General features: G+C 69.0%; 23 protein-coding genes and 1 tRNA gene. 11 read left to right on the top strand and 13 right to left on the bottom strand.

The window, feature by feature from the left end:
- Positions 1-94 precede the first annotated feature (94 nt).
- The 5 genes from J2Y58_RS03970 to J2Y58_RS03990 all read left to right on the top strand — a co-directional run bounded on the left by J2Y58_RS03970 (position 95) and on the right by J2Y58_RS03990 (position 4,822).
- The gene (locus J2Y58_RS03970; protein WP_310098989.1) at positions 95-2,173 is read left to right on the top strand and encodes an alpha-glucuronidase family glycosyl hydrolase; all 2,079 of its coding nucleotides are present in this window, start codon (positions 95-97) and stop codon (positions 2,171-2,173) included.
- A gap of 57 nt (positions 2,174-2,230) precedes the next feature.
- Positions 2,231-3,298, top strand: coding sequence for a LacI family DNA-binding transcriptional regulator (locus J2Y58_RS03975; RefSeq protein ID WP_310098991.1), 1,068 nt, complete (start codon positions 2,231-2,233; stop codon positions 3,296-3,298).
- 65 nt (positions 3,299-3,363) lie between these two features.
- Positions 3,364-4,035 carry a glutathione S-transferase family protein gene (locus tag J2Y58_RS03980; RefSeq protein ID WP_310098994.1) on the top strand — a complete coding sequence of 224 codons (672 nt, stop codon included), beginning with the start codon at positions 3,364-3,366 and terminating at the stop codon, positions 4,033-4,035.
- Positions 4,035-4,406, top strand: a complete 372-nt coding sequence (locus J2Y58_RS03985) for a tRNA-binding protein (RefSeq protein ID WP_310098997.1) — start codon at positions 4,035-4,037, stop codon at positions 4,404-4,406. The genes J2Y58_RS03980 and J2Y58_RS03985 overlap by 1 nt, the downstream gene beginning before the upstream one ends.
- Entirely contained in the window at positions 4,406-4,822 is a 417-nt protein-coding gene (locus J2Y58_RS03990) for a secondary thiamine-phosphate synthase enzyme YjbQ (protein ID WP_310098999.1), read from the top strand. The genes J2Y58_RS03985 and J2Y58_RS03990 overlap by 1 nt, the downstream gene beginning before the upstream one ends.
- Before the next feature lie 107 nt (positions 4,823-4,929).
- Here J2Y58_RS03990 and J2Y58_RS03995 read toward each other — a convergent pair whose 3' ends face one another.
- Both J2Y58_RS03995 and J2Y58_RS04000 read right to left on the bottom strand, forming a co-directional pair.
- A complete protein-coding gene (locus J2Y58_RS03995; RefSeq protein ID WP_310099002.1) occupies positions 4,930-5,658 on the bottom strand; it encodes a class I SAM-dependent methyltransferase in 729 nt (242 codons plus the stop codon).
- Positions 5,659-5,671: 13 nt separating this feature from the next.
- Complete coding sequence (locus J2Y58_RS04000) at positions 5,672-6,091, bottom strand: GtrA family protein (RefSeq protein ID WP_310099005.1); 420 nt, start codon at positions 6,089-6,091, stop codon at positions 5,672-5,674.
- Between the two features lie 100 nt (positions 6,092-6,191).
- Between J2Y58_RS04000 and J2Y58_RS04005 the strand changes: the two genes are divergently transcribed.
- Both J2Y58_RS04005 and J2Y58_RS04010 read left to right on the top strand, forming a co-directional pair.
- On the top strand, positions 6,192-6,635 hold the full coding sequence (locus J2Y58_RS04005; RefSeq protein ID WP_310099008.1) for a hypothetical protein: 444 nt from the start codon (positions 6,192-6,194) through the stop codon (positions 6,633-6,635).
- Between the two features lie 163 nt (positions 6,636-6,798).
- Positions 6,799-8,517 carry an AcrB/AcrD/AcrF family protein gene (locus tag J2Y58_RS04010; RefSeq protein WP_310099599.1) on the top strand — a complete coding sequence of 573 codons (1,719 nt, stop codon included), beginning with the start codon at positions 6,799-6,801 and terminating at the stop codon, positions 8,515-8,517.
- A gap of 6 nt (positions 8,518-8,523) precedes the next feature.
- Here J2Y58_RS04010 and J2Y58_RS04015 read toward each other — a convergent pair whose 3' ends face one another.
- The 7 genes from J2Y58_RS04015 to J2Y58_RS04045 form a co-directional block, all read right to left on the bottom strand.
- The gene (locus tag J2Y58_RS04015) at positions 8,524-9,246 is read right to left on the bottom strand and encodes a class I SAM-dependent methyltransferase (protein WP_310099010.1); all 723 of its coding nucleotides are present in this window, start codon (positions 9,244-9,246) and stop codon (positions 8,524-8,526) included.
- Positions 9,247-9,340: 94 nt separating this feature from the next.
- Positions 9,341-9,958 carry a MarC family protein gene (locus J2Y58_RS04020; protein ID WP_310099013.1) on the bottom strand — a complete coding sequence of 206 codons (618 nt, stop codon included), beginning with the start codon at positions 9,956-9,958 and terminating at the stop codon, positions 9,341-9,343.
- Positions 9,959-10,828 (bottom strand): bifunctional methylenetetrahydrofolate dehydrogenase/methenyltetrahydrofolate cyclohydrolase FolD, encoded by an 870-nt coding sequence (gene folD, locus J2Y58_RS04025; RefSeq protein ID WP_310099015.1) that lies wholly within the window; start codon positions 10,826-10,828, stop codon positions 9,959-9,961.
- Positions 10,825-11,127, bottom strand: a complete 303-nt coding sequence (locus tag J2Y58_RS04030; RefSeq protein WP_310099602.1) for a DUF167 family protein — start codon at positions 11,125-11,127, stop codon at positions 10,825-10,827. The genes folD and J2Y58_RS04030 overlap by 4 nt, the downstream gene beginning before the upstream one ends.
- Positions 11,124-11,435, bottom strand: a complete 312-nt coding sequence (locus J2Y58_RS04035) for a YggT family protein (RefSeq protein WP_310099018.1) — start codon at positions 11,433-11,435, stop codon at positions 11,124-11,126. Before J2Y58_RS04035 ends, J2Y58_RS04030 begins: the two co-directional genes overlap by 4 nt.
- Before the next feature lie 67 nt (positions 11,436-11,502).
- Positions 11,503-12,408, bottom strand: coding sequence for an acetylglutamate kinase (gene argB / locus J2Y58_RS04040; protein ID WP_405053060.1), 906 nt, complete (start codon positions 12,406-12,408; stop codon positions 11,503-11,505).
- Positions 12,409-12,422: 14 nt separating this feature from the next.
- Positions 12,423-13,109, bottom strand: a complete 687-nt coding sequence (locus J2Y58_RS04045; RefSeq protein ID WP_310099605.1) for a queuosine precursor transporter — start codon at positions 13,107-13,109, stop codon at positions 12,423-12,425.
- A 145-nt stretch (positions 13,110-13,254) separates the two neighbouring features.
- Here J2Y58_RS04045 and J2Y58_RS04050 point away from each other — a divergent pair, with 145 nt between their 5' ends.
- Positions 13,255-14,589 (top strand): NupC/NupG family nucleoside CNT transporter, encoded by a 1,335-nt coding sequence (locus J2Y58_RS04050; RefSeq protein ID WP_310099024.1) that lies wholly within the window; start codon positions 13,255-13,257, stop codon positions 14,587-14,589.
- Positions 14,590-15,076: 487 nt separating this feature from the next.
- On the opposite strand, the gene J2Y58_RS04055 is transcribed toward J2Y58_RS04050, so the two are convergent.
- Complete coding sequence (locus tag J2Y58_RS04055; protein WP_310099025.1) at positions 15,077-15,904, bottom strand: PEPxxWA-CTERM sorting domain-containing protein; 828 nt, start codon at positions 15,902-15,904, stop codon at positions 15,077-15,079.
- A gap of 160 nt (positions 15,905-16,064) precedes the next feature.
- Between J2Y58_RS04055 and aguB the strand changes: the two genes are divergently transcribed.
- Positions 16,065-16,943, top strand: coding sequence for an N-carbamoylputrescine amidase (aguB, locus tag J2Y58_RS04060; RefSeq protein WP_310099028.1), 879 nt, complete (start codon positions 16,065-16,067; stop codon positions 16,941-16,943).
- A 28-nt stretch (positions 16,944-16,971) separates the two neighbouring features.
- Here the strand turns inward: aguB and J2Y58_RS04065 are convergent, their stop codons facing one another.
- Positions 16,972-17,628, bottom strand: a complete 657-nt coding sequence (locus J2Y58_RS04065; protein ID WP_310099031.1) for a uracil-DNA glycosylase — start codon at positions 17,626-17,628, stop codon at positions 16,972-16,974.
- Positions 17,629-17,651: 23 nt separating this feature from the next.
- Between J2Y58_RS04065 and folK the strand changes: the two genes are divergently transcribed.
- Both folK and J2Y58_RS04075 read left to right on the top strand, forming a co-directional pair.
- Complete coding sequence (gene folK / locus J2Y58_RS04070) at positions 17,652-18,140, top strand: 2-amino-4-hydroxy-6-hydroxymethyldihydropteridine diphosphokinase (protein ID WP_310099034.1); 489 nt, start codon at positions 17,652-17,654, stop codon at positions 18,138-18,140.
- Positions 18,141-18,216: transfer RNA gene (locus J2Y58_RS04075), tRNA-Lys, on the top strand.
- A gap of 80 nt (positions 18,217-18,296) precedes the next feature.
- Here the strand turns inward: J2Y58_RS04075 and J2Y58_RS04080 are convergent.
- Both J2Y58_RS04080 and J2Y58_RS04085 read right to left on the bottom strand, forming a co-directional pair.
- Entirely contained in the window at positions 18,297-19,376 is a 1,080-nt protein-coding gene (locus J2Y58_RS04080; RefSeq protein WP_310099037.1) for an acyltransferase, read from the bottom strand.
- 221 nt (positions 19,377-19,597) lie between these two features.
- Positions 19,598-21,037, bottom strand: coding sequence for a methyl-accepting chemotaxis protein (locus tag J2Y58_RS04085; protein ID WP_310099041.1), 1,440 nt, complete (start codon positions 21,035-21,037; stop codon positions 19,598-19,600).
- Positions 21,038-21,123 lie beyond the last annotated feature (86 nt).

Consider the following 21,123-nt stretch of genomic DNA (forward strand, 5'->3'; position numbering starts at 1 on the left):
GATCGCGTGCCGAGGCTTGCCATATTGACTGATAGCGTTACCATGGCCACGCAGAAGCGGTGTTGTCAATGCCGCCAAGGGTGCAGGAGCGGCGATGAAGGCGGGTTCGATGATCGTGGGCGCGCTGGCGCTGTTGCTCGCCGGCACCGCGCGGGCCGACGACGGTTACCGCTTGTGGCTGCGCGCGCCGGCCGCGACGGCGGCGGCCTCGACCGTCACCGTGCTCGGCGACACCCCGACGCTGCGCCTTGCCGCCGACGAGTTGCGCCGCGCGCTCCCCGCCGGCCTGACCGTCACGGTCGCCACCATGACCGATCCGGCGGTGGCCACGCTCGGGCTGCCGTCCGCGTCGCTCGGCGACGAAGGCTATCTCGTCCGCCCCGTCACGCTGGCCGGTCGCCAGACGTTGCTGGTTACGGGCAACAGCGACCGTGGCGCGCTCTACGGCGCCTTCGCGCTGCTCCGGCATCTCGCCACCGGCGGCACGCCCGCCACCGCATCGCTGACCAGCGTTCCCAAGGTGAAGCTGCGCGTCCTCAACCATTGGGACAATCTCGATGAGACGGTCGAGCGCGGCTATGCCGGCGACTCGCTGTGGGACTGGTGGACGCTCCCCGACCGCATCGACCCGCGCTACACCGATTATGCGCGCGCCAATGCCTCGATCGGCATCAACGGCACCGTTCTCAACAACGTGAATGCGAAGGCCGACAGCCTTACGCCGCGCTATATCGCCAAGGCGGCCGCGCTCGCCGACGTGTTCCGGCCGTGGGGGATCAAGGTCTATCTCTCGGCGCGCTTCTCCGCGCCGGTCGAGCTGGGCGGACTGAAGACCGCCGACCCGCGCGATCCGGCGGTGGCGGCATGGTGGAAGGCGAAGGCCGACGAGATCTACCGCGCGATCCCCGACTTCGGCGGGTTCCTCGTCAAGGCGAACAGCGAGGGGCAGCCCGGCCCGCGCGACTATGGCGCGACCCATGCCGACGGCGCGAACATGCTGGCGGCGGCGGTCGGGCCGCACGGCGGCGTCGTGATGTGGCGCGCGTTCGTCTACGCCGATACCGATCCCAGCGATCGCGCGAAACAGGCCTATACCGAGTTCAAGCCGCTCGACGGCACCTTCGCCGACAACGTGCTGGTGCAGGTGAAGAACGGCGCGATCGACTTCCAGCCGCGCGAGCCGTTCCATCCGCTGTTCGGCGCGATGCCGAAGACGCCGCTGATGATCGAATTCCAGATCACCAAGGAATATCTCGGCTTTGCGACCCACCTCGCCTATCTCGGCCCGCTGTTCGAGGAGACGCTGGCCGCCAGGACCGGGCGCGGCGCGGAAACCGTTGCCACCGTCGTCGACGGCAGCAGCGAGGGGCACCGGCTGACCGGCATCGCCGGGGTCGCCAACATCGGCCGCGACCGCGACTGGTCGGGCTCCACCTTCAACCAGGCCAATTGGTACGTCTTCGGCCGCATGGCCTGGGACCCGACGCTCGCCGCCGGGCCGATCGCGCGCGAATGGGCGCAGCAGACCTTCGGCACCGACCCGCGCGTCGTCGACACCGCGGTGCGCATGATGATGGGCTCGCGCGAGGCGGTGGTCGATTATACCGGCGCGCTCGGCCTGGCGCATCTGATGGCGACCGGGCACCACTACGGCCCGGGCCCGTGGGTCGACGATCTCAAGCGGCCCGAATGGAACCCGGTCTATTACCACAAGGCCGACCGCAACGGCATCGGCTTCGACCGGACGAAGACCGGGAGCGACGCGGTCGACCAATATGCGCCGTCGATCGCCCGGCGGCTGGCGGACCCGAAGACCACGCCCGAGCGCGAACTGCTGTGGTTCCACCATGTTGCCTGGGACCGGAAGATGGCGTCGGGCAAGACGCTGTGGCAGGATCTCGTCGCGCATTACGATCGTGGCGTCGCCTATGTCGTCGACATGCGCCGCCAGTGGGACGGCGTGCGCCCGCTGGTCGACGCGGAGCGCTGGCAGAAGACCGCGACCTATCTGGCGGTGCAGGAGCGCGAGGCGCGCTGGTGGCGCGACGCCAGCCTGGCCTATTGGATGTCGGTCAACGGCCGCGCGCTGCCCCCCGGCGTTGCCGCTCCCGCGCACGATCTCGCCTGGTACAAGGCCGTTCGCTACACCAACGTGCCCGGACATTACGATTGATGTCGCACTTGCCTGTCCGTCCCGGCGACGCCAAGGAGCGGGGATGGATCGCCCGGCATGACCGAAGCACGCGGCTCCCGCCGTCAGCGTAACGCCCCCACGATCAGCGACGTCGCCGCGCGCGCGGGCGTCTCGCCGATGACGGTCAGCCGCGTCATCAACCGCGAGGGCAGCGTGCGCGAGACGACCCGCGAACGGGTCGAGGAAGCGATCGCCGCGCTCCGCTACGCCCCGTCCGCGGCGGCGCGGATGCTGGCGGGCGGCGAGGACTTCCGGCTCGGCGTGCTCCACACCACGACCAGCCTGTTCTATTTCAGCGAGTTCCTGGTCGGCTGCCTCGACCAGGCCAGCCGCCAGAGCGCACAGATCGTCGTCGAGCAATGCGCCGAGGGCGCCGAGCAGCAGGCGATCGAGCACCTGCTGGGCGGGCGCGTGGACGGATTGCTGCTCCCCCCGCCGCTCGGCGACGCGGCCGAGGTGCTGGAAAGCCTGCACGAACGCGACATCCCGGTCGTGGCGGTATCGACCGGTCGCGCGCCCGAATGGGCGCTGTCGGTCAGCATCGACGATCGCAAGGCCGCCTATGAGATGACGCGCCATCTCGGCACGCTCGGCCATCGCCGGATCGGCTTCATCACCGGCGCCGCGAACCAGAGCGCGACCGGCGAGCGGCTGGCCGGCTACCGCGACGCGCTGCGCGATCTCGGCTATGACGACGACGGGGCGCTGATCGCACACGGCACCTTCGACTACCGCTCCGGCCTCGACGCGGCCGAGCGGCTGCTCGACCTCGCCGACGCGCCGACCGCGATCTTCGCCAGCAACGACGACATGGCCGCCGCCACGGTCGCGATCGCGCACCGCCGCGACCTCGACGTGCCCGGCGACCTGACGGTCTGCGGCTTCGACGATTCGGCGCTCGCGACGACGGTCTGGCCGGAACTCACGACGATCCGCCAGCCGGTCAGCGACATGGCGCGTACCGCGGTCGACCTGCTGATGCGCGAGATCCGCCAGCGCCGCACCGGCGGCACCGCGGATCACCCGCACGTCGTGGTCGATTACGAACTGATCCGGCGGCAATCCGACGCGGTTCCGCGCCGCCGCCCGCGCCCCCAGCCCTGATCGCCGCACGTCCGCGACGAAGCCGCTTCCCCCCGCCCCCCACTTCGGCCTAACAGCGCCGCTATATGTGGCAGCTCTATCAGTTCCCGCTGTGTCCGTTCACGCGCAAGGTCCGCACGCTCCTCAATGAAAAGGACGTGGGCTATCAACTCATGCGCGAGAATCCGTGGGAGCGGCGCGACGCCTTCATCGACATGAACCCCGCGGGGCAGACTCCGGTCATGACCGACAACGACCGCGGCGTCGTGCTGGTCGATTCCATGGCGATCTGCGAATATTTCGAGGAGACGGTCGAGCGGGCCGCGATGATCAACGGCACCGCCGCCAACCGTGCCGAGATCCGCCGGCTGGTCGCGTGGTTCGACACCCATTTCTACCGCGACGTCACCCAGCCGCTGCTCGACGAGCGCATGATCAAGCGCATTGCGCACCGTATGGCCCCCGACGCCTCACGGCTGCGCGAGGCGATGAAGTCGGCGGTCGGCCACCTCGACTATATCGACTTCCTGCTCGACCACCGCAAATGGATCGCGGGGTCGACCATCAGCCTTGCGGACCTGGCCGCGGCGGCGCAGATTTCGGTCGCCGACTATCTCGGCGGGATCGACTGGGCGGGTCATGCGCTGACCAAGGCGTGGTATTCCGCGTTCAAGAGCCGCCGCAGCTTTCGCCCGCTGCTGGCGGAACGGATCAGCGGGATCGAGCCGCCGAGCTATTACGAAAACCCGGACTTCTGATGCACGCCACCCACGACCTTTCCGCCCCGCCTGCCCCGGAGATTGGGTTCGACGATTTCCTGGCGGTCGACGTGCGGGTCGGGACGATCGTGGCGGCCGAACCCTTTCCGGAGGCGCGCAAGCCTGCCTTCAAGCTGGTGATCGACTTCGGTGCGACGATCGGGACGAAGCGCTCGTCGGCGCAGATCACCGAACATTACGACTGCGACGCGCTGGTCGGCCGACAGGTCGCCGCGGTGGTCAACTTCCCCCCGCGCCAGATCGGCAAGTTCATGTCGCAGGTGCTGACGCTCGGCTTCCCCGATGCCGATGGCAAGGTCGTGCTGATCCAGCCCAGCGAACCGGTCCCCAACGGCGGGCGGCTGTTCTGATGCGGCAGGCGCACGGACAACTGACGATCGCGACGCGGCGGCAAGGGCTGGTCGAGATCACGCACGAGGTCGCCGATTGGCTGGCGCAGCAGGGAATGGCGGACGGGCTGCTGACGGTCTTCTGCCGCCACACCTCGGCGTCGCTGACGATCAACGAGAATGCCGCCCCCGCGGTACGCCGCGACCTCGAACGCTATTTCAACATGCTCGCGCCCGAAAGCCGGTCCTACGAACATGATGACGAGGGGCCGGACGACATGCCCGCGCACCTCAAGACCGCGCTGACCAACGTCTCGCTCTCGATCCCGGTACATGGCGGCCGGATGGTGCTCGGCACGTGGCAGGGCCTGTACCTGTTCGAACACCGCACCGCGCCGCACCGCCGGACGGTGGCGCTGCACGTGATCGGCGAGTAGCAAGAGGGCCGTCGCTCCGGCGAAAGCTGGAGCATCGCGCGGCTCTCGCCCCGCCCACGGTGCAAAAGGTCCGGCTTTCGCCGGGATGACGTCCGGGAGGGGGAACGCTATCTCGGCTCCGCCAGCGTCAGGATCGACACCCCGGTCGGCATCGGCACGCGCCCGACCAGATGCCGCTCCAGCCGGAAGATCCGCTCGAACAGCGCATTGACCGGCGCGGCGGGCGGCGAATCGTCGCTGTCGTCACGCCCGGTCAGCCGCCCCGCGATCCGCGCCGCCGCGGCGAGCGGGAACAGCAGCGAGTTGAAGTAGGTCAGCCCCCGCTCCTTCAACCCCGCCTCGTGGATCGCGGACAGCAGCGTGCCCTTCGAATAACGCCGGTGGTGGTGGTTCACCACGTCGTGCGCGCTCCACATCCACTGGTGCGCGGGCACTGCGATCAGGATCTTGCCGCCGGGCGCCAGGCACTCGCGCATCGCCGCCAGCGCGGCGACGTCGTCCTCGATATGCTCGACGACGTCCAGCACCGCGATCAGGTCATAGGCGCCGCGCTCCACTCCCGGCAGTGCGGGCAGCGGCGCCTCGCCGACCGGCCGCCCCAGCCGCTGGCTGGCGATCGCGCGCGCGGCGGGGTCGATCTCGATCGCGTCGACCTCGCCGAAGCTGGCGAGCATCGGCAGATTGTGCCCGGTGCCGCAGCCGATCTCCAGGATACGCGCCTTTGCGGGCAGCTTGCCCTCGCGCGTCAGGTAATCGGCCAGGATGTCGCGGCGCGCACGATACCACCAGTGCGTCGAATCGTGCTCGGCCATGCGATCGTAGACACGGCGATCCATTATACAGTCCCCATCAGGCAAATACCCAGTTGCGTTGCAACCAGAAGGTCAGCAGCGGCACGACCGACACCGCAGGCACCAGCGGCCACCACGTCGGGCCGTGAAAGAACGGTCCGGTCACCAGCACCCATGTGAACGCCTGTTGCAGGAAGAAGCCGAACAACTGCACCACGAAGAAGCGTCGCGCGGTCCGTGCACTGCGCGTTCCGTGCCCGCGGAAGCTCACCGCCCCATGCGCGAACCGGCCGATGATCGTGGCGCTCACGAAAGCGATGACCACCGCCAGGTTCGGGTTCATCACATACGTGGCCAATGGCCAATAGACCACGGCGTAGAATGCGGTCATCGCGCCGCCGGTGACACCGAAGCGCACGAGCTGCCAGAACAACTCGCGCCGATGATCCGCCTTGTCCCCCGCTCGTACCGTCGCCACGCGCTCACCCCTTCGCCGACCGACTAGGCGCGCGGGCGGATGGTGGCAATGGCGGCGTTGGCCAGGTGACGGCGCGGCGCATCGGCGGTAGCGTCCTGCAATGGAACTGATCTTCACCAAACGCGGCGGCAAGTACGACGATCTCGTCATCCGCCGCGCCGGGGCCGCGGACGAGGCGATCGCCTGTCCCAAACAGGGGATCGTGCCGCACGACATGGTCCATTTCGCGGTGGAAAGCGTGCTGGCGCAACGCGGCTTCCTCTCGCTCGTCAAGGACGGGGAACCCGCCGGCTACGGCACGCGCGGCGACGACGGGGCGGAGGCGATCGAGCGGCTGGTCGAGACCTTCCAGGCCGAGCTATGGGGCGGGCGCGTGCCCGCGGCCGCGCTGATCGCCACCTATCAGCACGCCTGCGCCGCGCGCGGCCATGCGGCATCCCCGGTCACGCCCGACGCCGTGGACGCGATCCGCACCCGGCTCGACGATCTCACCGCCCGCTGGTCGGCGGTGGCGATCAACGAGGCGCTGGTGCTGCGCTTCTGACGCCCCCGTTGCCCTTGCCGCCCCGCGCACCTAAACGTCGCGCGACGGAACCACCCGCCGTCGCGGGCGGTGCGAAGGACGTGTGTTGATCGACGATCTGCTGCCGCCCGCCACGCTCGACAGGGCCGTGCGCGTGCTGGACCGCCGCTGGCTGCGGCTGACGATGCTCGCCTGGGCCGCGATCGCGATCTGGTACGTGTGGCAGCGCTGGGCCGCGATCCAGTGGCTGTCGCTCGGCGACACCGACGACAACATGCGGCTGATGCAGGTCCGCGCGCTGCTGGACGGGCAGGGCTGGTTCGACCTGCGCAACTACCGCCTCAATCCGCCCGGCGGGTTCGACATCCATTGGTCGCGGCTGGTCGACCTGCCGATCGCGGGGCTGATCCTGCTGCTGCGCCCGCTCGTCGGCGTGGCGGAGGCGGAGCGGCTGGCGTGCGGCATCGCGCCGCTGCTGCCGATGGCGATCGTGCTGGCGGCGCTCGGGGCGACGCTGCGGCGGCTGGTGCATCCGCTCGCCTGGCCGCTCGGGATCGCGCTGTTTCTTGCCACCAACGTCGCTTTGGGCATGTTCATGCCCGATCGGATCGATCACCATGGGTGGCAATTGGCGATGCTTGCCGTCACCGTGGCCGGCCTTTGCGACACCAACCGCGCCCGCGGCGGCGCGCTGGTCGGCGTCGCCACCGCCGTGTCGCTCACGATCGGGCTGGAAATGCTGCCCTACGCCGCGATGGCCGGGGCGATCATCACGCTGGCGTGGATTTGGGATCAGGCGGAAAAACAACGTCTTGCGATCTACGCGCTGACGCTGGCGGGCGGCACCGCGGCGGGCTTCGCCGCCTTCACCTCCTTTGCCAACCGTGTCTACCGCTGCGACGCCCTCACCCCCGTCTACGCCTCGACCGTCCTCCTCGCCGGCGGACTTCTGCTTGCTTTATCGATAGTTGGCCCCCGCCGCCCGGTGGTGCGCCTCCTGCTGGCGCTCGCGGCGGGTGCCGCGGTCGCGGCATTCTTCGCCCTCGCCTTCCCGCAATGCCTCGGCCGTCCCGAGCAGGTATCCGACGAACTCTACGCCAGCTGGCTGTCGCAAGTGCGCGAGGCAAAGCCGATCTATCGCCACCCGCTGCGCATCGCCTTGCCGATCGTCACGCTCCCGCTGATCGGCCTCCTCGGCGCGGTGCTCGCGACGTGGCGAGCGCGCCGGCAACCGTCGCTTCGCGGCTGGGCGTGCGTGGCGCTGTTCGGCGGCTTCGCCGCGCTGATGCTGCTGTGGCAGGCGCGCGCCGGGCCAGCGGCACAGTTGCTCGCGATCCCCGGCGCGGCGGCACTGGCGTGGCTGGCGGTGCCGTGGCTCGCCGCTCCGCGCTTCTGGTGGGCCAAGGCCGCGGCGGCGGCGGCACTGTTCGTGATCGTCTCGGGCAGCTTCACGCAGATCATCATCGATCGCTTCAAGGTCGACCGGCCGAGCGCCTATGTCCGCCGCGTCAACAAGGCGACCGGTCGCTGCCTGACGATCCCGGCGATGCGCCCGCTCGACCGCTATCCGGCGCAGACCGTCTTCACCTTCGTCGACCTGGGGCCGCGGCTTGTCACGCTGACGCACCACCGGGCGATCGCGGGGCCGTATCATCGCAACGGCGACGCGATCCTCGACGTCCACCACGCCTTCATGCGCTCGCCGGCCGAGGCGCGCGCGATCATGAAGCGGCACGGCGCGACGATGCTGCTGGTATGTCCGGACATGGCCGAATCGACCAACTACCGCGCCAAGGCGCGCGGCGGCTTCTACGACCGCCTGGCGAAGGGCGAGGCGTTCGACTGGCTGACGCCGCTGCCGATCAGCAAAGGCTCGCCGTTCAGAGCCTTCCGGATCGACTAGCGAGCGTCAGACGGTGGCGTGCACCCAGACGTATTCGTGCGTCGGCACGTGCGTCCGGTCGTCGAACATCTTCTGCACCTTGAGCCCGGCATCGGCGAACATCGCGCGCAGCCTGGCGTCGGAGATCGGCCCGACGCCGCGATAGGATTCGGACATCTTCAGCGGATCGGACCCGCGCAGCCGCTGGAGCGGCGTGGCGATCGCCTCCGGCAGGTTCTGCCACGCGGCGTGGAGCGGGTTCTTGTAGCGATGCTTCAGGTGCAGCAACGCCGCGCCACCCGGCGCCAGAATGCGCCGCGTCTCGGCCAGGCTGCCCTTGATCACCTCGATCGAGGGCATGTGCTGGAACACGACATAGGAGAAGACGAAGTCGGCGGTACCCGTCTCGATCGGGAACGTGACCCCGTCGGTGGCAATCAACTGCACCTTCGGCGTGTCGCGTTGCAAGTCGGTGCCCTTGCGGACCATCTCGTCCGACACGTCGAGCCCGATCGCCTTGTCGAAACGCGTCGACAGCGCGCGCGTCAGCCGGCCGACGCCGCAGCCGATGTCGACCGCCAGCGTGCGGCGTGCCGGCAGATACGGGTCGGCGATCTCGTGCACGATCTTCTCGCCCAGCGCGAAGAAAGCGTCGCGGTCACCGTCCCAATGATCGGTCTCGATATAATGCTCGGCATCGGCCTGCGCCCGGACGTTCCAGGCCTCCTTCATCTTCGCCAGCGTGTCCATCGAACCCCCCGAAGCCGTTAATCGTTACATATCTAGGCCATCGCCGGCCGAGATAGCCAGCCGGAAAGACAATCTACGTCGGACAATGCCCGCGTCAGCGCAATTGCTCGACCACGCCGTCGATCACGAACTGTACCGCCAGCGCCGCCAGCAGCACGCCGAGCAGGCGGGTGATGACCGCCTCGATCTTGGCCCCCATGATCCGCATCAGCGGCCCCGCCGCCAGCAAGGCCAGCAGCATCAGCCCGAGGTTCGCCGCCAGCGCCGCCATCACGACCGCGGTCTGCTCGACGCCGTGGCTGCGCGCGGTCAGCAGCATCACCGACGCGATCGAACCCGGCCCGGCGATCATCGGCATCGCCATCGGGAAGATCGAGACGTCGTCGGCTTCTTCCTCGGTGATCCGCGCGGCGCGGTCCTCGCGGCGCTGCGTGCGCTTCTCGAACACCATCTCCAGCGCGATCAGGAACAGCATGACGCCGCCGGCGATCCGGAATGACGCCAGCTCGATGCCGAGCGCGCGCAGCAACGGCTCGCCCGCCAGCGCGAAGACGAGGAGGATGCACGCCGCAACGACGACCGCGCGCACCGCCATCGACCGGCAATGCGTCGGCGTGGCCCCGGCGGTCAGCCCGGCGAAGATCGGCGCGCAGCCGGGCGGGTCGATGATGACGAACAACGTGATGAACGAGGAGACGAACAGCTCCAGCATCTACAGCGCCGCGTCGATCGTGATGCCCGCGCGCCGGCCAGCGGCGACCAGCGTGTTGCGCATCAGCACCGCGATCGTCATCGGCCCCACGCCGCCCGGCACCGGAGTGATCGCGCCCGCCACCTCGACGACGCGCGGATCGACATCCCCGACCAGTCCCGCGTCGGTCCGGTTGATGCCGACATCGATCACCGTCGCACCGGGCTTGATCCATTCCGGCTGGACGAACGCGGGGATGCCGACCGCCGCGACGACGATATCGGCCTGTCGCACATGCCCCATCACGTCGCGCGTGCGGCTGTGGACGGTCGTGACAGTGCAGCTTTGTTGCAGGAGCAGCGCCGCCATCGGCTTGCCGACGATGTTCGAGCGGCCGATCACCACCGCCTCCAGCCCGGCGAGATGCGGGTGCAGGTCCTTGAGCAGCATCAGGCAGCCGAGCGGGGTGCACGGCACCAGCCCGTCGAGCCCGGTCGCCAGCCGCCCGGCGTTGACCGGGTGGAAGCCGTCGACATCCTTGTCGGGGTCGATGCGGGTGATGACCGCCCGCTCGTCGATATGGCGCGGCAGCGGTAGCTGGACGAGGATGCCGTCGACCGCATCGTCGGCGTTCAGGCGATCGACCAGCGCGATCAGCTCGGCCTCCGCGACATCGGCGGGCAGGCGATGCTCGAAACTCTCCATCCCGGCCGCGACGGTCGCCTTGCCTTTCGAGCGGACATAGACCGACGAGGCCGGGTCCTCGCCGACCAGCACCACTGCCAGCCCGGGCTTGCGCCCCGCCTGTTCGGTGAAGGCGGCAGCGGCGGTGGCGACGCGATCGCGCAGCGTGGCGGCGAAGGCTTTTCCGTCGATGATGCGGGCAGTCATGGCACGACCGCATAGAGCGAAGCGGCGGCACGCGCCAGCGCCTGCGGGTCGCCCGCGATCGTCAGCCGCTTCAGCCGCGCGGTCTGCCCCGCGACGAGCGTCACGTCGCGCTTCGCCACGCCGAAATGCTTCGCCACCAACGCGACGAGCGCCGCATTTGCCGCCCCGTCGACCGGTGCGGCGGACAGGCGTGCGGCAAGATGGTCCTCGGTGCCCGCCAGCAGCGCGTCGCGCCCGCCGCGCGGGGTCACGCGGACGGCGATCGCGATCCCGTCCGGCGTGGCACGCCAGGCGGTCAGATCGCGGCGGCGCCGGTCGCGGCGCTGACCGCGATATTGTTCAGGACGATGTTCAGGATCGCCAGCAGCACCAGCACGACCGCGGGCGCGAAATCGATCCCGCCGGTGTTGGGCAGCATCCGTCGGATCGGCCGGTACATCGGCTCGCTGAGGCGATCGAGCCCCTCGTAGAGCGAGCGTACGAAGTTGTTCGACGTGTTCACGACGTTGAACGAGATGAGCAGCGACAGCACGAACTGCACGATGATGATCCACCAGACGAGGTTCAGGATCACCTGCAGGATCTGGATGATGGTGAGCGTCAGCACGCCGGGCGTCCTCCAATAGGTGTGCCGGTGATATAATGCACCGGCGGGCGGTTCGAAAGGCGGGCGCTTATGCGCGGATGAGCGTGCCTGCACCGCGCTTGGTAAAGATTTCGAGCAGCATCGCGTGCGGCACCCGCCCGTCGAGCACGACCGCAGCGTCGACGCCCGCTTCGACCGCGGCGACGCACGTCTCCAGCTTGGGGATCATCCCGCCCGAGATCGTCCCGTCCGCGCGCAATGCCGCCACGGAGGCGGGGTTCAGGTCGGTGACCAGCTGCCCCTGCTTGTCGAGCACCCCGGCCACGTCGGTCAGCAGGAAGAAGCGCGACGCCCCCAGCGCGGCGGCGATCGCGCCCGCCATCGTGTCGGCGTTGATGTTGTAGGTATGGCCGTCCGCACCGATGCCGATCGGCGCGATCACCGGGATGATGCCGTCGCGGCTGAGCGAATCGATGATGCGGCGATCGACCGCGACCGGCTCGCCAACGAAGCCCAGGTCGACCTTGCGCTCGATGCCCTGCAGCGGGTCGGGATCGCTCCGGCCGACCTTTTCGGCCTGGACCAGCCCGGCGTCCTTGCCCGAGATGCCGACCGCGCGTCCCCCGGCGCGGCCGATCCAGCTGACGATTTCCTTGTTGATCGAACCTGCCAGCACCATTTCGGCGATCTGCGCGGTCTCCGCATCGGTGACGCGCAGGCCGTCGACGAAACGCGATTCGACGCCCAGCCGCTTCAGCATCCGCCCGATCTGCGGCCCGCCGCCGTGGACGACGACCGGGTTGATCCCGACCGCCTTCAGCAGCACCACGTCCTCGGCGAAGTCGGCCTGCGCCTCGGGATCGCCCATCGCGTGCCCGCCGTATTTCACGACAAAGGTCTTGCCGGCGTAGCGTTGCAGGTACGGCAGCGCCTCGACCAGCGTTTCGGCCTTCAAGGCGGGCGACAGGGTGGGATCGGTCATGCGCCGCGCCATAGCGGCGCGGACGGTCAGGCGTCCAGCCGCCGCCCGATCGCGACCATCAGGTAGATCAGCGGCGGGACCAGCGCGATCGACAGCACGACCTTCGCCAGCATCTGCCCGGCCATCAGCCAGCCGACCGCCGACAGCCCGAAGGCGATCGAGATGAACAGCACCGAATCGACGATCTGGCTGAGCGCGCTGGCGGTCGCGGCGCGGAACCACAGCAATCGGCCGCCCTCCCGCCCTTTCAGCCAGGAAAAGATCGTGACGTTCAGCGTCTGCGACACGCCGTAGGCGGCGATCCCGCCGGCCCAGATCCACGGCGTCGCGCCCATCATCTGGTTGAACGCCGCGAGATGCCCGGCATCCATCTCGGGCGCGGCCGGCAGGACGAGCACGACCAGCGTCAGCACCATCGAGACGAGCAACGGCACGAAGCCCATCAGCACCAGCCGCCCGGCGACCTTCTGCCCGTGCAGTTCGGCGATCGCGCTGGACGTGACGACGAGCAGCAGAAAGGCGAAGATCCCCGCCTCCACCGCCAGCGGCGGCAGCCCGACCAGCGGCCCGAGCGTGGAGATCGGGCCGAGCGACACCTGCTTGTTGCCGAGCACGCCCGCGATACAGACCATGCCGCCGTAGAAGATCGAGAAGGCGAACAGCGACGGCGGGATCGCGCGACGGGGAGTCGGGTGATGGGCGGGGGCTTCCATCGCGGCGGTGTACGGGGCGGCGGCGAGGCGGGCAAGGTGCCGGAATGTCGGCTTGTGCACGGGCGGGCCTGCACGCGCCGACTCTTGGCTGGCGCCCCCCGTTCGGCCATGCCATGGCGCGAACCTTCGGCAACGAAGAAGTCCCATGCAACGAATCCTCATCGGCCTGGCGGGTATCGTCGTCATCCTGCTGCTCGCGGTGCTGCTGTCGGCCGATCGCCGTGCGATCCGGCCGCGGATCGTGGCCAGCGCCTTCGCGCTCCAGGCGGCGATCGCGGTGATCGTACTGTACTGGACGCCGGGACGCGCGGCGCTGGCCGGCGCGTCGGCCGGGGTGGCGGCGTTGCTCGGCTATTCGCAGAAGGGCACCGAGTTTCTCTTCGGCAATCTCGCCAGCCCGGCGGTCGGCGGACAGAGCTTCGCGATCGCGGCGCTGCCGGTCATCATCTTCTTCGCCAGCCTCGTCTCGATCCTCTATTATCTGGGCGTGATGCAGTTCGTCGTCCGCTGGATCGGCGGCGCGATCGAAAAGGTGATCGGAACCAGCAAGGTCGAAAGCCTGTGCGCGGCCGCCAATATCTTCGTCGGTCAGAGCGAATCGCCGCTCGTCATCCGCCCGTACCTCGCCGGGCTCACCCCGGCGCAGGTGTTCACGGTGATGACCAGCGGGATGGCGGGGGTCGCCGGGACGATCCTGGCTGCCTACGCCTCGATGGGGATCAGCATCGACTATCTGCTCGCCGCCAGCTTCATGGCGGCGCCGGGCGGGATCCTGATGGCCAAGATCGTGATGCCCGATCGCGTGGTGCCGCCCGAGGGCGAATTGCCGCTGGGCGACCTGCCCGACGTGGCACGGCAGATCGCGCTGGCCGAGGCGCGAATCAGCGGGCGCGGGCCCGCAGCGCTGCTGCCCGAGGGAACGCCCGGCGAGCCGCTGCCCGAGGCGACCCACGACGAGGAGAAGCCCGCCAACCTCATCATGGCCGCGGCGCAGGGCGCGCAGACCGGCGTGAAGCTGGCGGTGGCGGTCGGCGCGATGGTGCTGGCGTTCGTGGCGCTGGTGGCGCTGGCCAACGGGCTGCTGGGCACGATCGGCGGGTGGTTCGGCGCGCCCGGGCTGAGCTTCCAGGGCCTGCTCGGCTATGTGTTCCAGCCGGTGATGTTCCTGCTGAACGTGCCGTGGAACGAGGCGGGGGTCGCCGGCGGGCTGTTCGGCGAGAAGATCGTGCTGAACGAGTTCGTCGCCTATATCGACCTCGGCAAGCAGGCCGGGCAACTCTCGCCGCGGACGATCGCGGTGGTGACGTTCGCGCTGTGCGGCTTCGCCAATTTCAGCTCGATCGCGATCCAGATGGCGGTCACCGGAAGCCTCGCCCCCAACCAGCGCCCGACGATCGCGCGGCTGGGGCTGCGCGCGCTGGCGGCGGGTAGTCTCGCCAATCTGATGAGTGCGGCGCTGGCGGGGCTGCTGATCGGCTGACCCGGCTGCGCCGCGGAGATGTGCGATGGTGCCGCCAGATTCCGGGCGACGTACGTCGCGGTATCCGGACGGCGGGCGACACCCGAATCCCGGCAGATGTCGTACGGTGTAGGACAGGCGTTGCCGCGGGCGCGGCGTCGTTGCGCGACCCGGTCGGGCGCCTTCTCGAGCGCACGTCGCACCGGACGTTCGCCGATCGCATGCGGATGGTGACGGCAGCGGCGCGATCCGGTGGCGGCGGTCCGCGCAGGCGCGCAATTGTCGCTTGGTATCGTTGCGCGCGCGCCTTGCCCCCTCCCTCATCAGCCGGCGATCGCGTGCAAGACGGGGTGCACGATGACCGCGCAGACAGCGGTGTCCCCCGCGCAGCTTCGACGGCGTGTCGGTGAGGGTCGCGCGGCGGCGGGTCCGGCGCGAAGCCGACAGCGCATGAAAAAGGCCGCCGGATCGCTCCGGCGGCCTTTCGCACGCACGCCCTTGCGGGAGATCAGGCCAGCACGGCCTTGTCGCTGCCGCGGCGACGGCGGACGGCGGCGCCGACCAGGCCGAAGCCGAGGATCATCATCATCCAGGTCGTCGGCTCGGGCACGCCACTGGTGACCTTGATCTGGTTCAGCTTGAACGCGTCGTTGTTGTTGTCCGGGCCCCAATACGAACCGCCGATGATCCAGACGTTGCCGGCCTTCGAGGGCGACAGGTTGTAGGTCTGGGTCTGCGTCTGGACGAGGTTGCCGTTCGCAACCGAAACGGCGGTCGTCGCGGCGTACTTCGTGCTGTCGCTGTTGAAGAAGTTGCCGGTCGACGCCAGCGTCTTTTCGTTGGCGACCAGAGTGCTGGCGCTCATCGCCGAGTTGAACGCTGCGCTCGACCAGCCGACGAACGCGTCGCTGTCGACATAGTTGAGCCCGCTGATCTGAAACGACTTCAGCACCGCCGACTGCAGCGACACTGCCTGATCGAACTGCAGGACCAGGAATTCCCAGCCGTTGACGTTATCGATCTGGTGCAGATTGCTGCCGGTGTTCTCGCCCGCCTGATAGATGCCCAGGCCGTCCGCACCCCAAGAGACGATCTTGCCCGCGGTATAGTTGCCGTTACCGTCACGCGACCAGGCCGTCGCCTTCACGTTGAGGGTCGACTTGTTGTCGGTCGAAGCGACCGAGTAATTGACGGTGCTGTAGCCCGAACCACCGTAGGCGATCGTGGCATTGTTCACCTTGCCCGTGGTCGTGTCGATCACGAAGTCCGCCGCCTGCGCCGGCATCGCGGCGACCAGCGCCCCTGCGGCGATCGCGATCTGCGCGTAACGAATCATGCTGATATGAACCCCTGTTCCTGATTTGCATGTATCCTTTCCCGATCCGCAACGCCACCGCAACGACCTTGCCGGCGCCCACCGTCCCCGGACGGCACAGGTTCAATATGTTATGCGCGACGATTGGCATCGCGGCCCGTGCTCGACTATGTGGCGCGGCATGACCGAGATCACCGTCGCCGCGCTGCAACTCGCCTTTTCCGCAGATATCGATTCGAACATCGCCAAGGTGTCGGAGGCGGTGCGCGAGGCGCATGCGCGGGGCGCGCAGGTGATCCTGCCGCCGGAGTTGTTCGAGGGCGAATATTTCTGCCGCGTCGAGGACGAAGCGCTGTTCGCCAACGCCGCGCCGGTCGGCGAGCACAAGGCGGTGCTGGCGATGCAGGCGCTGGCGGAGGCGTTGAAGGTGCACATCCCGACCAGCTTCTTCGAGCTGGACGGCCCGCATCACTACAATTCGCTGGCGATGATCGGCCCCGACGGCGAGATTCAGGGCATCTATCGCAAGAGCCACATCCCCGATGGGCCGGGGTACGAGGAAAAATTCTACTTCCGCCCCGGCAACACGGGTTTCAAGGTGTGGGACGGCCCGGTCGCGCAGGGGCACCGCACGAAGCTCGGCGTCGGGGTTTGCTGGGACCAATGGTATCCCGAGACGGCGCGCGCGATGATGCTGATGGGCGCTGAACTGCTGTTCTATCCCACCGCGATCGGGAGCGAGCCGCACGACACCTCGCTCGACACCGCGCGGTTGTGGCGGCGCGCGATGGTCGGCCATGCGGTGTCGAACGTGGTGCCGGTGATCGCCGCCAACCGCGTCGGGACCGAGCCCAATGGTGAAGAGGGGGGCCAGACCTTCTACGGCACCAGCTTCATCACCGACGAGCGCGGCGATATCCTGGCCGAGCTGGACCGCGAGGAAGAGGGCGTGATCGTCGCGACGCTCGACCTCGACCGCGTGCGCCGGCACCGCGCGGCGTTCGGCTTCTTCCGCGACCGGCGGCCGGAGTTGTACGGGCGGCTGGTACAGGACATCTGACGCTTTCCAGCTGCGGTCGGACGTGCGGTCAGGGCCGCAGTTCCAGCGCGCTGGCGAATACCGGCTCGAACATCTCGGGCGTCAGCCGCCCGGTGTTCTGGTTGTAGCGCGAGCAGTGATAGCTGTCGATCAGCACGCGCCCGTCCGGCATGCGGTGGACCGCACCGTGCGCGAAGCGCGCCTTGGGCAGCTTGCCGCCGAGCACCTTCACGACCGACTGATGGGCGACCTGCCCCAGCGCGATGAAGACCCGCGCTGCGGGCAGCGCCTCCGCCTGCCCGTCGAGGAACGGACGACAGGTGCGGACCTCCTCCGGGGTCGGCGCATTGCCGGGCGGCAGGCACTTGACCGCGTTGAGGATGATCGCCCCGTCGAGCGTGATATCGTCCTCGCGGCTGCCGGTGAAGGTGCCGTGCGCCAGCCCGAACCGGGCGAGCGTGCCGTAGAGCAGCGCCCCCGCCCCATCGCCGATGAAGGCGCGGCCGGTGCGATTGGCGCCCTTCATCCCCGGCGCGAGCCCGACGATCGCCAGCCACGCCTGCGGGTCGCCGAACGCCGGGACGGGCGCGTTCCACCATTCGGGGTGCTGCGCGCGCATCTCGTGACGGAGCGCGACGAGGCGCGGGCAACGCGGGCAGTCGAGCGGCGGTTCGGTCGCGGGCAGCGAGGAGGGTGCGAAGTTCATGCGCGTGCGATAGGCGCTTGAGGATGGCCGCATCAATCTACCTTGTCGCGCTGGGTTCGAACCGGCGCGGGCGGCACGGCCCCCCGCGTGCCGAAGTCGCCGCCGCGCTCCGCCTGCTGGGCGGTCGCGCCGCGCCGATCGTCGCCAGCGCGCCGCTCGGCCCCTCCACCCGCACCTTCGCCAATGCCGCGGTGCTGATCGACAGCGGCGAGGCACCCCCGGTGCTGCTGGCGCGGCTGAAGACGATCGAGCGCGCGTTCGGGCGGCGCGCCGGCCGGCGCTGGGGCGCGCGGGTGATCGATCTGGACATCGTCCTGTGGTCGGGGGGGCGATGGCGCAGCCCGGCGTTGACGATCCCGCATCCGGCGTTTCGCGCGCGATCGTTCGTGCTGGGGCCGCTGTGCGCGATCGCGCCGCGCTGGCGCGATCCGGAGAGCGGGTTGACGGTGCGGCAGCTTCATGCCCGGTTGACCCGCGCGCGCGCCGCCCCTAACCGGCTTCGATCCGCGTGAGGGTCCGTAGCTCAGTCGGTAGAGCAAGCGACTTTTAATCGAGAGGTCCCGGGTTCGAGCCCCGGCGGACCCACCACGCGGAGCGTATCACGATTGCGACGCGGCACTGCCGGCGCCGCTTTCCCGGAGGCGCGGCGCCGATGGCGTGCGATCGGCTCAGGCGGGGGTGGCGCGGCCCGTATTGTCCGCGGCCGGGCGCGCGCGCAGCCGTCCGAGCAGGCGGCGTACCGGCACGTCATACCAGTGGAAGGCGATCGTCGCCGCGCACAACGTGCCGGCAAGGCCGCCGATGATCGCCACGGCCGTGCCGCTGGCGCCGGGCACGAGGTGGGTGACGACGACCAGCCCGGCCAGACACAGCGGACGATGGATGCCATAGAGCGGATAGGAAACGTCGCCCAGCCACACGCACGCGCGCTCCGCAGCGGCGCTGCCGGGCGCGGTCGCTGCGCCCAGCAGCGTGACGAGCGGGAAGACCAGCACGACGCAGACCAGATCGAACCACACGTTCAGGCCCGGAACGGCCATCAGCGCGATCAACCCGCCCAGCAGCACCGTCGCGGGCAGCCGGGGCAGTCTGCGGTCGAGGCCAGCGCGGTGCAGCCGATATACGACCAGGCCCGCGCTGAAGCCGAGCGTGACGCGCAGCACGCCCCATCCCAATTGATCATAGTTGCTGCCGATATCGATGCTGTTCAGCCCGCCGATGGTCAGCACCGAGACGACGACCGCCGCACCGAAGAGGATGTACGGCGATATCCGCCGCAACCCGAGCGCCCAGGCCATATTGATCAACAGTTCGTAGAACAACGACCAGAAGGGCGAATTGATCGGGTAGAGCGACGCGCTGATCGGGCTCTGCACGCCGACGACCGGAATCAGGAAAAGATTCGGGACGAAGGCGAGCGCGACATCGCGCGGCGCGAACGGCTGTCCGCCACCCAGCGCCATGGCGGCGGTGTAGAGGCCGCCGAGAACCATGCCGAGGATCACGACCGGGTACAGGCGAATGACGCGTGACGTCAGGAACCTGCCGAAGCGCATCCCGCACCCCAGCCGTTCCTCATAAGCATAGGCGATGACGAACCCGCTGAGACAGAAGAAGAAATCGACGGCGAGGTATCCGCGGGGCACCAGCCACCCGGTGGTCGTCCACAAGCCCAGATGGTAAAGAACGACGCCGATGGCCGCGACGCCGCGCATGCCGTCGAGCACGTGAAATCTCGCGTTGTCCATGTTTCCCCCCGCATCATGCCCCCCGGCACGATATTTCCGCGCTTATCTTGAACTTGGGCTTGCGGCAATCGACCGATATTTACATGCCCGGACGTCCTGTTCCAGGACAGTCACCCGGCTGGTGCCGTCACTATCGAGCCTGCATGGCGGATGCGCGACGCCGAAGATTTATCCTTTGCTATACAGCAGCTTAGCTTGCGGCCATCTTGTCGGACGCCGCCTTAGAACTCGTTCCATTCCTCGTCGGCCACCGCCAGCGCGGTGCCGCGCGTGCCGGTGACCGGGCGGCGCGCGGTGCGGGCGAGATCGCGCCCGGCTTGCGCAGCGCGGGCCTGGAGATCGTGGACCGGCGAGGCGCCGGCCGGCGCGGCCACCGGGCGGACCTGGGTCGCGGTGCGGAAGCGCGAGACCTCGACCGTCAGCCGGTCGGCTTCCTCGGCGAGCGTGCGCGCCGCGGCGTTCGCTTCCTCGACCATCGCGGCATTCTGCTGCGTGACGCCGTCCATCTCCGAGACGGCGGTGTTGACCTGCTGGAGTCCGGTCGCCTGATGCTCGGCCGAGGCGGCGATCGTCGAGACGAGCGTGCTGATCTCGCCGATGCGGGTGATGATCCGCTCCAGCGCCTTGCCGGTTTCGCTGACGAGCGTCACGCCCGCCTCCACCTGCTCGGACGACGCCATGATCTTGACCTTCACGTCCTTGGCGGCGTCGGCCGAGCGCTGCGCGAGCGCGCGGACCTCGCTGGCGACGACCGCAAAGCCCTTGCCCGCGTCGCCGGCGCGCGCCGCCTCCACGCCGGCGTTCAGCGCCAGCAGGTTCGTCTGGAAGGCGATGCCGTCGATCACGCTGATGATATCGCTGATCTCCGCCGATGCGCGCTCGATGCCGCCCATCGCGTCGACCGCGCGGCGCACGACCTCGCCCGAGCTCTGCGCCTCCGCCCGCGCATCGCCGACCGCGGTATTGGCGCGGCGCGCGCCGGCGGCGGTCTCGCGCACGGTGCCGGTGATCTCGTCCATCGCCGCAGCGGTCTCCTCGAGGCTGGCCGCCTGCTGTTCCGTACGCTGCGACAGGTCGTCGGAGGCCTGGCGGATGTCCGCGGCGCCGCTGTTGATGCCGTTGGCGGCGGCGGTCACCGCGCCGATCGCCTCCGATACCGCCGCCAGCGCGCGGTTGAAGTCGGTGCGCAGCGCCTCGTAATCGGGGGCGAACGGCGTTTCGATCCGATGGGTCAGGTCGTTGTCGGCCAGCCGGCTGAGGCCAAGACCGAGCGCCTCGACCACCGCGCGCTGCGACCCCGACGAGGCGGCCAGCGCCTGCCCGTTGTCGCGAAACACCGCCATCGCCTTGGTCATGCGCCCGACGCAGTCGCGCGACGCGGTATAGCGGATCTCGCTGGTGAAGTCGCCGTGCGCCAGCGCCTCCATCCGCACGACGGTGTTGACATAGGGATCGCAGACCAGCGTGCGGGTGACGATCGCGACGATCGCGACCGACAGGCTGAGCCCCGCGCCGATCGCGATCGCGGCCCCGGCGCCGATCACGCCCGACGCCAGCAGCCCGGTCGCGGCCAGCCCGCCCAGCGATGCTGCGGTGTAGAACACCCCCATGATCGTGAACTTCGTACGTACCGGCGCCACGTCGCGAAACCAGCCGATCATCGATCCATCTCCGTCATCGCAGCCGGTCGGTCCGGGCGTATACTGATCCTTATCAGCGACTTGTGAAAAAAGCCTTATCGAGGCGC

This window comes from Sphingomonas sp. BE138 (assembly GCF_031456125.1).
In the GTDB taxonomy this organism is placed as follows: domain Bacteria; phylum Pseudomonadota; class Alphaproteobacteria; order Sphingomonadales; family Sphingomonadaceae; genus Sphingomonas.

What these genes read in the sequence shown, in the direction of transcription:
- J2Y58_RS03970 (WP_310098989.1), top strand. Translation starts at nt 95, where the DNA reads ATGAAGGCGGGTTCGATGATCGTGGGCGCGCTGGCGCTGTTGCTCGCC.
- J2Y58_RS03975 (WP_310098991.1), top strand. Translation starts at nt 2,231, where the DNA reads ATGACCGAAGCACGCGGCTCCCGCCGTCAGCGTAACGCCCCCACGATC.
- J2Y58_RS03980 (WP_310098994.1), top strand. Translation starts at nt 3,364, where the DNA reads ATGTGGCAGCTCTATCAGTTCCCGCTGTGTCCGTTCACGCGCAAGGTC.
- J2Y58_RS03985 (WP_310098997.1), top strand. Translation starts at nt 4,035, where the DNA reads ATGCACGCCACCCACGACCTTTCCGCCCCGCCTGCCCCGGAGATTGGG.
- J2Y58_RS03990 (WP_310098999.1), top strand. Translation starts at nt 4,406, where the DNA reads ATGCGGCAGGCGCACGGACAACTGACGATCGCGACGCGGCGGCAAGGG.
- J2Y58_RS03995 (WP_310099002.1), bottom strand. Translation starts at nt 5,658, where the DNA reads ATGGATCGCCGTGTCTACGATCGCATGGCCGAGCACGATTCGACGCAC.
- J2Y58_RS04005 (WP_310099008.1), top strand. Translation starts at nt 6,192, where the DNA reads ATGGAACTGATCTTCACCAAACGCGGCGGCAAGTACGACGATCTCGTC.
- J2Y58_RS04010 (WP_310099599.1), top strand. Translation starts at nt 6,799, where the DNA reads ATGCTCGCCTGGGCCGCGATCGCGATCTGGTACGTGTGGCAGCGCTGG.
- J2Y58_RS04015 (WP_310099010.1), bottom strand. Translation starts at nt 9,246, where the DNA reads ATGGACACGCTGGCGAAGATGAAGGAGGCCTGGAACGTCCGGGCGCAG.
- J2Y58_RS04020 (WP_310099013.1), bottom strand. Translation starts at nt 9,958, where the DNA reads ATGCTGGAGCTGTTCGTCTCCTCGTTCATCACGTTGTTCGTCATCATC.
- folD (WP_310099015.1), bottom strand. Translation starts at nt 10,828, where the DNA reads ATGACTGCCCGCATCATCGACGGAAAAGCCTTCGCCGCCACGCTGCGC.
- argB (WP_405053060.1), bottom strand. Translation starts at nt 12,408, where the DNA reads ATGGCGCGGCGCATGACCGATCCCACCCTGTCGCCCGCCTTGAAGGCC.
- J2Y58_RS04045 (WP_310099605.1), bottom strand. Translation starts at nt 13,109, where the DNA reads ATGGAAGCCCCCGCCCATCACCCGACTCCCCGTCGCGCGATCCCGCCG.
- J2Y58_RS04050 (WP_310099024.1), top strand. Translation starts at nt 13,255, where the DNA reads ATGCAACGAATCCTCATCGGCCTGGCGGGTATCGTCGTCATCCTGCTG.
- J2Y58_RS04055 (WP_310099025.1), bottom strand. Translation starts at nt 15,904, where the DNA reads ATGATTCGTTACGCGCAGATCGCGATCGCCGCAGGGGCGCTGGTCGCC.
- aguB (WP_310099028.1), top strand. Translation starts at nt 16,065, where the DNA reads ATGACCGAGATCACCGTCGCCGCGCTGCAACTCGCCTTTTCCGCAGAT.
- J2Y58_RS04065 (WP_310099031.1), bottom strand. Translation starts at nt 17,628, where the DNA reads ATGAACTTCGCACCCTCCTCGCTGCCCGCGACCGAACCGCCGCTCGAC.
- folK (WP_310099034.1), top strand. Translation starts at nt 17,652, where the DNA reads ATGGCCGCATCAATCTACCTTGTCGCGCTGGGTTCGAACCGGCGCGGG.
- J2Y58_RS04080 (WP_310099037.1), bottom strand. Translation starts at nt 19,376, where the DNA reads ATGGACAACGCGAGATTTCACGTGCTCGACGGCATGCGCGGCGTCGCG.
- J2Y58_RS04085 (WP_310099041.1), bottom strand. Translation starts at nt 21,037, where the DNA reads ATGATCGGCTGGTTTCGCGACGTGGCGCCGGTACGTACGAAGTTCACG.